The following is a 12,049-nucleotide window of genomic DNA, read 5'->3' as shown; positions in this document are numbered from 1 at the left end:
CCGGCGGCTGGGTGCTGATATCCGACGAAAAACCCAACCTTGAAGATTTCCGCCGGATCTTTGCTGCCGACCCAAGTGTATGGCACACCGAACAGGACAGCCGCGGCCTGTTGTTCATGAAACGGGCATAACCCTTTGCAGGAATGATCAAAGGCCGGGCAAAGAGCCCGGCCTTTGGCAGTTTGGACACGACCTGTCTTCAGGTCGTTACTTCGCCAGGTTCAGCGCCACAAAACGCGGCTCGCCGCCGCGGCGTACCAGCAGAAGCAGCGACTTGCGGCCCGCCTCCTTGGCTTCGGCAACGCGGGCCTCCAGCTCGCTGATCGAGGTGACCTTCTGCTGGCCCGCCTCGGTGATCACATCGCCGGCGCGCAGGCCTTTTTCCCAGGCCTCCGATGTCTCATCCACGGACAGAATGGCCAGCCCTTCGACATCTTCGCCCACATTCAGCTCACCGCGCATCTGATCCGTCAGAACTCCGACCGACAGGCCCAGCAGTTCCTTTTCGGTCTGGCCGGGTTCACCGTCACCGTTCTGCTGACCGGCGGGGCTGCGCTCGGCATCTTCGCGGCGGCCCAAAGTCACCCGCAGCGTTTCTGTCTTGCCCTCGCGGTACACCACCAGCCGCACGGTCTTGCCAACCTCGGCATTGCCGACCTGGCGTACCAACCCGCGGGTATCCTTCACATCGCCGCCGTCAAAGCTGACAATCACGTCGCCGGCCAGCACACCGGCCTCTTTGGCGGGGCCCTCGGGCACGTCTGTCACCAGCGCGCCGCGGGCCTTATCCAGGCCGATCGCCTCAGCCAGATCCGCATCCACATCCTGGATCTTCACACCCAGCCAGCCGCGGCGGGTCTCGCCGAATTTCTTCAGCTGGTCGACCACTTTGACAACCACATTCGACGCCATCGAAAAACCAATGCCGATGGAGCCGCCATTGGGCGACAGGATCGCGGTGTTCACGCCGACAACATCGCCATCCATGTTGAACAGCGGCCCGCCCGAGTTGCCCCGGTTGATCGCAGCATCGGTCTGGATGTAATCGTCATAAGACCCCGACAGCTCGCGGTTGCGCGCCGACACGATGCCTGCAGAAACCGAGAATCCCTGCCCCAGCGGGTTGCCCATAGCGACCACCCAGTCACCTACGCGGGCGGTGTCGCTGTCGCCGAATTTGACGAATTTCAGCGGCGCCGGCGCCTGCACCTTGAGCAGCGCGATATCCGTGTTGGGATCGGTGCCGATCACCTTGGCCGGCAGCAGCTCCTTGGGCTGGCCGTCGCCGGGGAAAAACTCGATCTCGATCTCATCCGCACCTTCGATCACATGGTTGTTGGTGACGATGTAACCGTCCTCGGAAATCACAAACCCCGACCCCAGCGCCGAAGACCGGCGCGGGCGGTTGCCGTTGCCATTGCCGTTGCGGTCCTGGAATTCACGGAAGAAATCCTCAAACGGCGAGCCTTCGGGCACAATGCCCTGCGGGCCGGTGCGGCCTTCGACCACGGTTGTGGTGGTGATGTTGACCACTGCCGGGCTCACCTGGTCGGCCAGCGGCGCCAGGCTTTCGGGGCGCGCCATTGCGGATACCGCCTGCATCAGCAGGACCGCCATGGCCAGCACCGCAAGCCAGATCATGCGCATCATCGCGCTGCTGCCGCCTGCCCGGCCGGGAATTGCAATTGCCTGTGGCTGCACGGATCTACTCCTTGTCACTTCTAATTCTTCTTGTCCGCCCCGGACCGGCGTAAACACCAGGATAGCCGGGCAGAGTCTTATGGACCCAATGTAGGAACTTCCGCCCGCCCCGCAACAAATGTTGCAAGGAATAAAGCCGCTGTGACCGGGTTTTCAGCCCGCAACGGAGCGCGCGCGTCCTGCTGCAGTCTATTCTAGCAGGGAAAGTCTGCACTTTCGCTGAAAATCGAGGGGGAAAACGGTGCCTTCAGACCCCAAAGCGGAACGCCAGCCAGACCAGGATCAGACCCAGCGCCAGCGCCGCCAGCCCGGCATTGCGGCGCTGCTCCTCGCTCAAGGCGCGCAGCATCTCCAGCAGGCGCTCCACAAGCGAAGGGGCCAGTGCGTACACCAGCCCCTCTGCAATCAGTACCAGCCCAAGGGCCAGAAGGATGAACCCCATTACTGCCCGGCCGGCTTGCCGTCCGAGGACTTCAGGTAGTTGAAGAACTCGTTATCCGGCGACAGCACCATGGTGGAATTCCCCGCCAGCAGCGAATTCGCATAGGCATTCAGGCTGCGGTAGAATTCAAAGAACTCCGGGTCCGCACCATAGGCCTGGGCAAAGATCGCGTTGCGTTCAGCATCCGATTCACCGCGGATGATCTCGGCTTCGCGCTGTGCTTCGGAAACCAGCTCAACCACGGTCCGGTCGGCCTGCGCCCGGATCCGCTGCGCGGCTTCGTTACCGCGGGCGCGTTCGTCGGTGGCTTCGCGCACACGCTCAGCCCGCATCCGCTCAAACGTTGCATCCAGGTTTTCCGACGGCAGGTCAGTGCGCTTCAGACGCACGTCGATGATCGCAATGCCCAAAGCGCGCGCATCGGCAATGGCGCCGTTGCGGATCCGCAGCATCAGCGCCGCCCGGTCCGAAGACAGGATGTCGTTGGAGCTGACCGAGCCGAGGATCTCGCGGGTCTGCGCCCGCAGGATCGAATCCAGCCGGTTTTCCGCAGTCGCGATACCGCCGGCGCCAACCGCCTGACGGAACCGGTTCACGTCCACGATGCGATAGCGCGCAAAGGCGTCAACCACCAGGCGGCGGTCGTCCGACGGGGTGATTTCCAGCGGGTCAATGTCGCGGCTCAGGATGCGGTCGTCATAGCGCACCACTTCCTGGATTACCGGGATCTTGAACGCCAGGCCCGGATCTTCCTTGACCGAGACCACCCGGCCGAACTGCAGCACCAGCGCCTTTTCACGCTCGTCCACAATGAACACTGACGACAGCGCGGCAATCGCAGCGATCACCAGCACCGGCAGCAAAAGAGTTGTCTTACGCATCAGTTGCTTCCTCCGCGGCGCAGTTCATTCAGCGGCAGATAAGGCACGACGCCCTGGCCTTCGCCGGATTGCTCATCGAGGATGATCTTGTCGACCCGGCCCAGCACCTTTTCCATGGTTTCCAGGTACAGGCGCTTGCGGGTGACTTCCGGAGCCTTCTGGTATTCGGTCAGAACCGCGCTAAAGCGGCTTGCCTCACCCTGGGCTTCGTTGACAACGCGCGCACGGTAGCCTTCGGCCCGTTCCAGCAGCTCAGCCGCCTGGCCGCGGGCTTCAGCCAGCGCATTGTTGGCATAGGCGTCCGCTTCGTTCTGGCGCCGGTCGCGTTCCTGTTCAGCAGCCTGAACATCGCGGAAGGCGGCAATCACCGACGCAGGCGGATCCGCCTTGTCAAAGTTAACGCGGATGATGTTGATGCCGCTGTCGTAGTCGTCCAGCGTGAACTGGATCAGCTCCTGCAGCCGCGAGGCGATCGAGCCACGGTCACGGTTCAGGATCGGCGCCAGTTCGGACTGGGCGATAATCTCGCGCATGGCCGATTCAGACACCGCCCGGATGGTGGTGCGGGCATCGCGCAGGTTGAACAGGAACTTCGCCGGATCGTTGATGTTCCAGACCACCTGGAAATCGATATCGACGATGTTTTCGTCGCCGGTCAGCATCAGCCCGGCTTCCGAACTGCGGCCGCCGCCAACGCCGATGTCTTCGGTCTGTTCACGGGTGACCGGCAGGATTTCCTTGGTCACCAGCGGCCAGGGCGCAAAATTCAGGCCCGGCTGCCCGGTCGAGGAGTATTCGCCCAGGAACAGCTCAACCGACTGTTCTTCCGGCTTCACGGTATAGAAGCTGGCAAAGCCCCACAGCACGGCTGCAGCAACAACGGCCAGCCCCAGCGTGCCCTTGGTGAACAGCGGTCCGCCGCCGCCGGAACCGCCGCCGCGGCCGCCCCGTCCGCCGGACCCGCCGCGCCCGCCCATCAGGACGCGCAGCTGCTCCTGGCCTTTCTTGACCAGTTCATCAATCTCGGGGATCTGGGGGTCCTCCGGCTTGCGGCCGCCGCCGCCGCCATTGTTGCCGCCGTTATTGCCCCGGTTGCCTCCTCCGCCGCCAGAGGAGCCACCGCCCCCCCATGGGCCACCGCTATTGCCCGCCATTTGTCTCCTATCCGTATGCTGCCGCCCATGATTTTTCACACTGGGCGGCATGAGGTCTAAATTATTGCCGGTCTGCCCGATCAGGTCGTGCGCACCGGAGTCTTCAGCGTTACCAACTCTTCCGACATTGTCGGGTGGACCGCAACCGTACGGTCGAAATCTTCCTTGGTTGCGCCCATCTTTACGGCAATTCCGGCCAGCTGGATCATCTCTCCGGCACCCGGCGCGACGATATGGCAGCCCAGCACCTTGCGCGTGGCCTTGGACACCACCAGCTTCATCAGCACCTTCTGGGCGCGGCCCGCAAAGGCCTGCTGCATCGGCTTGAAGGAGGTCGAATAAACCTCGATCGCTTCCTGCTTGGCCGCGTCTTCTTCGCTCAGGCCCACGGTGCCCATTTCCGGCTGGGTGAAGATCGCCGTCGGGATCAGCTCGTGGTCGGGGCTGGTCGGGTTGCCTTTGAACACGGTCTCGACAAAGGCCATGCCCTCGCGGATCGCGACCGGGGTCAGGTTCACCCGGTCGGTCACATCCCCGACAGCAAAGACAGACGGCACCGCAGTCTGGCTGTAGGCATCCACCGCGATGGCGCCGCCCTTGCCGCGTTCAACACCGATTTCCTCAAGACCCAGATTATCCGCATTGGGCGCGCGGCCCGTGGCATACATCACCTTGTCGAACAGATGGGTGTTGCCGTGGGTATCGGTCACCCGGATCTTACCGCCTTCTGCGTGCATCTCGGTGACATTGGTGTTCAGCTGCAGGTCCACGCCCGCTTCCACCATGCCCTCTGCAATCACGCCGCGTGCTTCCTCGTCAAAGCCGCGCAGGATCTGCGGGCCGCGGTAGAATTGCGTGGTCTTGACGCCCAAGCCATTCATGATGCCCGCAAATTCAGACGCGATATAACCGCCGCCGACAATCAGCAGGCTTTCGGGCAGCTTATCCAGGTGGAAAATCTCGTTCGACGTGATCGCCAGCTCCGCGCCCGGAAATTCCGGCACCGTCGGCCAACCGCCGGTTGCAACCAGAATGTGCTTGGCAGTCTTGCGGGTGCCGTCGGCCAGCTCAACCGTGTGGGCATCGGCTAGCTTGGCGCGCTGGTCAAAGCTTTCAACACCGTTGTTTTTCAGAATACCCCGGTAGATGCCTTCCAACCGGTCCAGTTCGGCGTGCAATTTGCCCTTGAAACTGTCCCAGTTGAACGCACCTGGCTGGATGTCCCAACCGTAAGCCTGGGCATCCTTGGCCATGCCGGAATACTCAGAGGCAAACACCATCAGCTTTTTCGGCACGCAGCCCCGGATCACGCAGGTGCCGCCATAGCGGTCCTCTTCGGCCAGCGCGACCTTGGCACCTTCCTGCGCCGCAACACGCGCTGCCCGCACCCCGCCCGAGCCGCCGCCGATGACAAACAGATCGTAATCAAAGCTCATGAAATCCCGCCCTTTGCATTTCTTGATCAGGTGTATCCCATAATGGACCACCAAACGCCATATGCCCAAGTGGGCGTTCCTGCGGCGCATTCAACCTTTTGCATTGAATTTGCACAGGGTTGTGAGGCGAAAGGTCCCGCACAGAAAGCGCAGGGCAGCGCCCGGCCTGCCGGCCGGGCGCATTTCAATCCTGCAGATCGGTGAACAGGTTGTCGTTCTCGACAAAGTCCAGCTTGTCCTTCTCAACCGTGCCTTCGTTGATGTCGCGGACCTCAACCCTTCCGTCGCCGAAACCGATCACCACGGTGTCGCAGATGTCGATGAACAGCCCGTTCTCGATCACGCCGGGGATCTGGTTCATCACCAGCGCCAGCTGGCGGGCATTGCCGATCCGTTTCAGGTGCAGGTCCAGAATATAATTGCCCTCATCAGTCACAAACGGCGCATCGCCGTTCATCCGCAGCGTCGTGGTGCGTCCCATCACATCCATCGACACCAGGGTTTCCTCGATCAGCGCCTGGCTGCTCTGCCAGCCGAACGGCAGCACTTCAACCGGCAGCGGGAAGGCACCCAGGGTCTCAACCGACTTGCTGGCATCGGCAATCACCACCATCTGGTCCGAGGCGGTGGCCACGATCTTCTCCTGCAAATGCGCGCCGCCGCCGCCCTTGATCAGGTTCAGATCGGCGTCGAACTCATCGGCGCCGTCAATGGTCATATCCAGCCATTTGGCCTCGTCCAGCGACACCACATTGATGCCCACATCCCGCGCCAGCGCGGCAGTGCGGCTGGAGGTGGGCACCGCGGTGATCTTCAGCCCGTCGCGGCTCACCATCTCGCCCAGGCAGCGCACCAGCCAGGCCGCGGTGGAACCGGTGCCAAGGCCGACACGCATGCCATCCTCAACCATTTCAGCCGCTCGTTTGGCAGCAACGAATTTCGCCTTGTCGATAGGCGACAGCTCTCCGGTCATCAGGTGACTCCATGAATACGCATTTGCCGCGGTTATAGGCGGTTTGCCGCCTCTGTGCGAGGGGGCTTGCAGCGGATTCCGGGACTGCGGCTGGAAATGCGCCGCAGCCGGGCTATTGATTTTCAACTTGGGGGATCAAAACCATGCTGCAATTCGACGAGGAAACCGCCCGCGTGCTGGAAGACGCCTATCAGGGCGCCGATGTGTCGCAGCGGCGGCGGGCCAGTTTCGACGCGCTGACGCCCGAACCGGGCGACCGCATTCTGGATCTGGGCTGCGGCAACGGGCTGCTGACGCTGGAACTGGCCCGCGCTGTCGGCCCCGCCGGCCACGTGACCGGCTTGGACACCAGCCCTGACATGCTGGCCGCCGCCCGCAACCGGCTGGAGGCGCGCGCCAATACAACCCTGACCGAGGGCGATGCGGCCCGGCTGCCGTTTGAACCGGCAAGCTTTGACAAAGCCGTTTCACTGCAAGTGTTCGAATATCTGACCGACCGCCGCCTGGCCCTGCGCGCCTTGCACAAGGTGCTGAAGCCCGGCGGGCTGCTGGTGGTTGGCGACATGCATTGGGACACCCTGGCCTGGCACAGCGACAATACCACCCGCATGAACCGGATGCTGGAGGCCTGGAGCCGCCACATGGCGGTGCGCGATTTGCCTGCAAAACTGCCCTCCGAACTGCGCAGCTGCGGGTTCGAAATGCAGCGGATGCAGCCGCTTGCAGTCTGCGACACCACCCTGCGCCCGGACGGGCTGGCGGCAATGATGATCCAGCTGATCCGCGCCTTTGCGGTGGATATCGGCGCCACCGACCAAGACGACGCCGCCGCCTGGGCACAGGAACAGCAGGAACTGGCCGCCGAGGGCAGATTCTTCATGTCGCTCACCCATTTTGTCTGCACCGCCCGGCGGCAATAGCCGCCTGAAGCGCAGGCAGGAAACCGCCATCCGGCACCCCGGCAGCGAAACCTGCATCACAAAGGCGGGTTTCCTATTGGAAACGCCGGAAACGGACACATATTCCAGGCGTCCGCGTCATAATATTGCGTCATGAAACCCGAATACCGCCTGCACTACGCCCCCGACAATGCTTCACTGGTCATCCGTCTGGTGCTGGAGGAGCTTGGCCTGCCGTTTGACGCCGTCCTCGTCGACCGCAAGGCAAATGCGCAGCGCAGCGCCGAATACCTGGCGCTCAATCCTGGCGGGCTGATCCCGGTGCTGGAAACCCCAGATGGTGCGCTGTTTGAAACCGCCGCCATTCTGCTGTGGCTGTCCGGCCGGCACGGGGCGATGGCCCCGGCGGCAGGCACTGCGGACTACGCACCGTTCCTGAAATGGCTGTTCTTTGCCTCCAACACCCTGCATGCTGATCTGCGGATGCTGTTCTATCCTCAAAAATACATCGGCGATGACCCTGCCCAGCAGGCGCAGCTGCAGTCCGTCACCCGTCAGCGGCTGCACCGGCATCTGACCAGCCTGGACCATGCCGCCGCCGGCCGCCCCGCCTGGCTGGCAGCACCCCAGCCCTCGGTTCTGGACTATTACCTGGCCTGCCAGATGCGCTGGATGGCGCTGTATCCTGCCGATGCGGACAGGTCCTGGTTCCGCATCGCCGCATACCCCAGCCTGCAGCGCCTCTGCGCCGGGCTGGAGCACCGCACCGCCGTGACCACCGCGCGCGAGGCCGAGGGCCTCGGCGCCACCCCGTTCACATCCCCTGCCTATGCCAATCCCCCAGAAGGATCAGCCACCTGATGTTCCTCTCCGTTTTCGACATGTTCAAAGTGGGCATCGGCCCGTCCTCCTCGCACACCATGGGGCCGATGGTCGCCGCTGCGCGCTTCCTCGATTTGATGCGCGCCTCGCCGTTTGAATTCCACGGTCTGCGCGCCTCGCTGCACGGCTCGCTGGCCTTCACCGGCGTCGGCCACGCCACCGACCGCGCCACCATCCTCGGGCTTGGCGGTTTTGTCGCCCATGACTATGATGACGCCAAGGCCACGGCCTTCCTGGCGGAGCTGGACAAGACGCACACCATGCAGCCCGAAGGCCTGGGCGCGCTGCACTTTGATCCCAAGGCCGACATGATCTTTGACTATGATCATGCGCTGCCGGGCCATTCCAACGGCATGATCCTGATGGCCACCGACGCCCAGGGCGACGTGATCCTGAAACAGGTCTACTATTCGATCGGCGGCGGCTTTGTCGTGACTGAGGAAGAACTGGCCCAGGGCAAGGCGACCGACGAAGGCGATCCCGTCCCCTTCCCGTTCAAATCCGCGGCTGAGATGCTGGAGATGGCGAAATCCAGCGGCAAATCCATTGCCGGCATGAAACGCGCCAATGAAATCGCCCGCGGCTGCGAGGTCAGCCTCGCCAAAGGCACTGCCCGCATCTGGCAGGTGATGAACGACTGCATCAACCGCGGGCTGGAGCGCGACGGCATCCTGCCCGGCGGCCTCAAGGTCCGCCGCCGCGCCAAGGGCATCTATGACGCGCTGATGGCCGAACGCGGCATGAACCTGACCGCACCGCACACCATCAACGACTGGATGAGCGTCTATGCGATGGCGGTCAACGAAGAGAACGCCGCCGGCGGCCAGGTTGTGACCGCGCCGACCAATGGTGCTGCCGGCACCCTGCCGGCCGTGATCCGCTATTACCTCGACCATGTGCCCGGTGCGTCGGAAAGCCATGTCGAGGACTTTTTGCTGACCGCCGCCGCCATCGCCGGCCTGGTGAAATTCAACGCCTCCATTTCCGGCGCCGAGGCAGGCTGCCAGGCCGAGGTCGGCTCTGCAGCCGCAATGTCCGCAGCGGGCCTCTGCGCGGTGATGGGCGGCACGCCCGAACAGGTGGAAAACGCCGCCGAGATCGCGCTGGAGCATCACCTCGGGATGACCTGCGACCCCGTTAAGGGCCTGGTGCAGGTCCCCTGCATCGAGCGCAACGGGTTGGCGGCGATCAAGGCCGTCTCCGCCGCGTCCCTCGCCCTGCGCGGCGACGGCCAGCATTTTGTGCCGCTGGACGCCTGCATCGAGACCATGCGCCAGACCGGCGCCGACATGCATGACAAGTACAAGGAAACCTCGCTCGGCGGTCTGGCGGTGAACGTGCCGAACTGCTGACCCGGCGCTGGAAGCCCCCGCCCGAGCTTGAAAATCCATGGCGCCCCGCCTAGCGTGGCGCCATGACACAGGACCGGCCCCTCCTCGGCATCGCCCTGATGCTGGGCTTTTGCATGGTGATCCCGCTTGGGGATGCCATCGCAAAACTGCTGACCAACCGGGTGCCGGTCGCCCAGATCGTATTTATCCGCTTTGCCGCCCAGGCCGCGCTCCTGCTGCCGCTGGCACTGGCGATGCGGCTGCCGCTCAGCCTGTCGCGCCGGGTGGCACCGCTGCTGCTGCTGCGCACCCTGCTGCAGATGGGCGGCATCGCCGCGATGTTCACCGCCTTTCGCTACCTGCCCTTGGCTGATGCCGTGGCAATTGCCTTTGTGATGCCGTTCCTGATGCTGTTGCTGGGAAAATACGTGCTTAAGGAACAGGTCGGCCTGCGCCGCCTTGGCGCCTGCGTGGTGGGCTTTACCGGCACCCTGCTGGTCATTCAGCCCAGCTTTGCCGCGGTCGGCTGGAACGCGCTTTGGCCGCTGTTGGTGGCGGTGATCTTTGCCCTGTTCATGCTGGTCACCCGCAAGATCGCCAAGGAGACCGATCCCATTTCCCTTCAGGCCGTGGCCGGCGCCATGGGCACGGTGCTGCTGGCGCCAGTGTTCCTGATCGGCGATGCCGCCGGCCTGCACGCCCTCTCCATCACCGCGCCGCCGCAGGACACCTGGGCGCTGCTGGCCGCCGCCGGCGCCCTGGGCACCGTCGCGCATCTGATGATGACCTGGAGCCTGCGGTTTGCCCCGACCTCCACCCTCGCCTCGATGCAATACCTGGAGATCCCGGTGGCCGTGTTCTTCGGCTGGCTGTTCTTCTATGAACTCCCGAACACCCTCGCGGCCTTTGGCATTCTGCTGACCATCAGTGCCGGTCTCTATGCGGTGCTGCGCGAACGCAAGGCCGCCGAGATCGCAGAACGGATCAATCCCGCCTGACCGCCGCCGCCACCGCAGCCAGCAGCCGCCGCGGCACGATCACCAAGAGCCCCGGCCCCTCCGGTACCAGCCGCACCGGGCCTGTCGCCCGGTTGGAGGTGCCGATCCGCCCCATCGGCGACATCCGCAAGCCATCAATGGGCCACTCCAGCCCTTCAGACCGCCCCTGCACCGCCCGCATCGGAAACAGCGAGATAACCTCCCCCGCCGCCGCCGGCAGTTCCACCGCATGGGTCAGGTGAAACATCACTTCGGTCTCACCAATCAGCACACAAGGGGTCTGATGCCCCTGCACCAGCGTATTGAACGCCGCCAGCTGGTGATCCACCCGCCCGCCTAAAAACCCCACCGCCAGCACCACCGGCGCCGCAATCCCCCGCAGCGCCTTGTCAAAATCGGTACTGTCCTGCTCGGCCACCGGATGCAGACACTCCGGCGGCAGACGATCCCGCACATCCTGCGGCAGCGAGTCAAAATCGCCGATCACCGCACTTGGAACATGCCCCGCCGCCAGCACCGCAGCGGCCCCGCCATCCGCCGCCACCAGCACTGGTGCCAGCGCCAGCGCCGCCGCCAGATCGTCAGACCCAAGCGCACCGCCGCCAACCAGGGTGATTGGTTCCAATTCCTCAACAATATGACGGTTCATGGGGCGCATTCCTGGCAGTTTTGGAAACAGGTCACATTCTGAACACAAAATGATACGATCAATTGCACGGATTCGAGCAAAATTGGTCCCTTCTGCCAATATGGTGAATGGCAACAAATGTGACGAAGACGAGCGAGCTGATGGTACATAACAACAAAGTCTTGACCGTATCCTATGGAACCTTTTCCTGCACTTTGGAAGGGTTTGAGGATTCCTTCGGCACCATGAAGGCGATTGCCGAGTATTTCCGCGACCTTGCGTCGGACGACAGGTATTTCGGGGCCGAGCCGCCGCAACCTGACGCCGACATGCTGGCCCGCATCGCCCAACGCGAGATTGCCCGCCAGGTCGAGGCCCGAACCAGCGACGGCGGTATCCACCTGCGCGCCGCCACCCCGGCGCTTGCCACCGCTGCAGTTGAACCCCCTGCTCCGGCACAGGCTGCTCCGGCACAGGCTGCTCCGTCTCAGGCTGCTCCGGCACAGACTGTCCCCGCACCGGCACCTGCCGCGGAACCGGCTGCAGAACAACCCGCCCCGGCAGAGGAACCTGCAGAAACTGCCGTGATCGAGGCCGCCGCAGAAGCAACCGCAGCAGCAGACACGATTGCTGCCGAAGCCTCCGATTCCGCCGCCGAGGCCGTTGCTGAGGAAGCCCAATCCGCACCAGCAGAGATTGAGGAAGCCGAAGCCGAAGCCGAAGC

General features: G+C 63.6%; 11 protein-coding genes and 1 pseudogene. 5 read left to right on the top strand and 7 right to left on the bottom strand.

Going from position 1 to position 12,049, the window contains the following annotated elements; all coding sequences use genetic code 11:
• Positions 1-207: 207 nt before the first annotated feature.
• The 6 genes from L1069_RS22630 to rpiA form a co-directional block, all read right to left on the bottom strand.
• On the bottom strand, positions 208-1,650 hold the full coding sequence (locus L1069_RS22630; RefSeq protein ID WP_237457139.1) for a Do family serine endopeptidase: 1,443 nt from the start codon (positions 1,648-1,650) through the stop codon (positions 208-210).
• Between the two features lie 298 nt (positions 1,651-1,948).
• Positions 1,949-2,143 (bottom strand): DUF2065 domain-containing protein, encoded by a 195-nt coding sequence (locus L1069_RS22625; RefSeq protein WP_134830231.1) that lies wholly within the window; start codon positions 2,141-2,143, stop codon positions 1,949-1,951.
• Positions 2,143-3,024 carry a protease modulator HflC gene (locus L1069_RS22620; RefSeq protein ID WP_129370318.1) on the bottom strand — a complete coding sequence of 294 codons (882 nt, stop codon included), beginning with the start codon at positions 3,022-3,024 and terminating at the stop codon, positions 2,143-2,145. The genes L1069_RS22625 and L1069_RS22620 overlap by 1 nt, the downstream gene beginning before the upstream one ends.
• Positions 3,024-4,178, bottom strand: coding sequence for an FtsH protease activity modulator HflK (gene hflK, locus L1069_RS22615; protein WP_129370317.1), 1,155 nt, complete (start codon positions 4,176-4,178; stop codon positions 3,024-3,026). The genes L1069_RS22620 and hflK overlap by 1 nt, the downstream gene beginning before the upstream one ends.
• An 80-nt stretch (positions 4,179-4,258) precedes the next feature.
• On the bottom strand, positions 4,259-5,614 hold the full coding sequence (gene gor / locus L1069_RS22610; RefSeq protein ID WP_237457138.1) for a glutathione-disulfide reductase: 1,356 nt from the start codon (positions 5,612-5,614) through the stop codon (positions 4,259-4,261).
• Positions 5,615-5,798: 184 nt separating this feature from the next.
• Complete coding sequence (rpiA, locus tag L1069_RS22605; protein WP_027259609.1) at positions 5,799-6,587, bottom strand: ribose-5-phosphate isomerase RpiA; 789 nt, start codon at positions 6,585-6,587, stop codon at positions 5,799-5,801.
• 143 nt (positions 6,588-6,730) lie between these two features.
• Here rpiA and L1069_RS22600 point away from each other — a divergent pair, with 143 nt between their 5' ends.
• From L1069_RS22600 to L1069_RS22585, 4 genes are all read left to right on the top strand, one after another.
• The gene (locus L1069_RS22600) at positions 6,731-7,507 is read left to right on the top strand and encodes a methyltransferase domain-containing protein (protein ID WP_237457137.1); all 777 of its coding nucleotides are present in this window, start codon (positions 6,731-6,733) and stop codon (positions 7,505-7,507) included.
• Positions 7,508-7,639: 132 nt separating this feature from the next.
• Positions 7,640-8,347 (top strand): glutathione S-transferase family protein, encoded by a 708-nt coding sequence (locus L1069_RS22595; protein WP_237457136.1) that lies wholly within the window; start codon positions 7,640-7,642, stop codon positions 8,345-8,347.
• Complete coding sequence (locus tag L1069_RS22590; RefSeq protein ID WP_237457135.1) at positions 8,347-9,720, top strand: L-serine ammonia-lyase; 1,374 nt, start codon at positions 8,347-8,349, stop codon at positions 9,718-9,720. Before L1069_RS22595 ends, L1069_RS22590 begins: the two co-directional genes overlap by 1 nt.
• A 62-nt stretch (positions 9,721-9,782) precedes the next feature.
• Positions 9,783-10,697, top strand: coding sequence for a DMT family transporter (locus tag L1069_RS22585; protein ID WP_237457134.1), 915 nt, complete (start codon positions 9,783-9,785; stop codon positions 10,695-10,697).
• Here L1069_RS22585 and L1069_RS22580 read toward each other — a convergent pair.
• A complete protein-coding gene (locus L1069_RS22580; protein ID WP_237457133.1) occupies positions 10,684-11,346 on the bottom strand; it encodes a thiamine diphosphokinase in 663 nt (220 codons plus the stop codon). The genes L1069_RS22585 and L1069_RS22580 overlap by 14 nt on opposite strands.
• Positions 11,347-11,486: 140 nt before the next feature.
• Here L1069_RS22580 and L1069_RS22575 point away from each other — a divergent pair.
• A pseudogene (locus L1069_RS22575) lies at positions 11,487-12,049 on the top strand (chemotaxis protein CheA); the annotation flags it as partial.

Source organism: Leisingera sp. MMG026, from assembly GCF_021654205.1.
GTDB lineage: Bacteria > Pseudomonadota > Alphaproteobacteria > Rhodobacterales > Rhodobacteraceae > Leisingera.
This window is presented reverse-complemented; position numbering and strand designations above follow the sequence as displayed.

Coding starts and splice junctions, on each gene's coding strand:
- L1069_RS22590 (WP_237457135.1), top strand. CDS start 8,347: ATGTTCCTCTCCGTTTTCGACATGTTCAAAGTGGGCATCGGCCCGTCC.
- L1069_RS22600 (WP_237457137.1), top strand. CDS start 6,731: ATGCTGCAATTCGACGAGGAAACCGCCCGCGTGCTGGAAGACGCCTAT.
- hflK (WP_129370317.1), bottom strand. CDS start 4,178: ATGGCGGGCAATAGCGGTGGCCCATGGGGGGGCGGTGGCTCCTCTGGC.
- L1069_RS22620 (WP_129370318.1), bottom strand. CDS start 3,024: ATGCGTAAGACAACTCTTTTGCTGCCGGTGCTGGTGATCGCTGCGATT.
- L1069_RS22625 (WP_134830231.1), bottom strand. CDS start 2,143: ATGGGGTTCATCCTTCTGGCCCTTGGGCTGGTACTGATTGCAGAGGGG.
- L1069_RS22630 (WP_237457139.1), bottom strand. CDS start 1,650: ATGATGCGCATGATCTGGCTTGCGGTGCTGGCCATGGCGGTCCTGCTG.
- rpiA (WP_027259609.1), bottom strand. CDS start 6,587: ATGACCGGAGAGCTGTCGCCTATCGACAAGGCGAAATTCGTTGCTGCC.
- L1069_RS22580 (WP_237457133.1), bottom strand. CDS start 11,346: ATGAACCGTCATATTGTTGAGGAATTGGAACCAATCACCCTGGTTGGC.
- L1069_RS22595 (WP_237457136.1), top strand. CDS start 7,640: ATGAAACCCGAATACCGCCTGCACTACGCCCCCGACAATGCTTCACTG.
- L1069_RS22585 (WP_237457134.1), top strand. CDS start 9,783: ATGACACAGGACCGGCCCCTCCTCGGCATCGCCCTGATGCTGGGCTTT.
- gor (WP_237457138.1), bottom strand. CDS start 5,614: ATGAGCTTTGATTACGATCTGTTTGTCATCGGCGGCGGCTCGGGCGGG.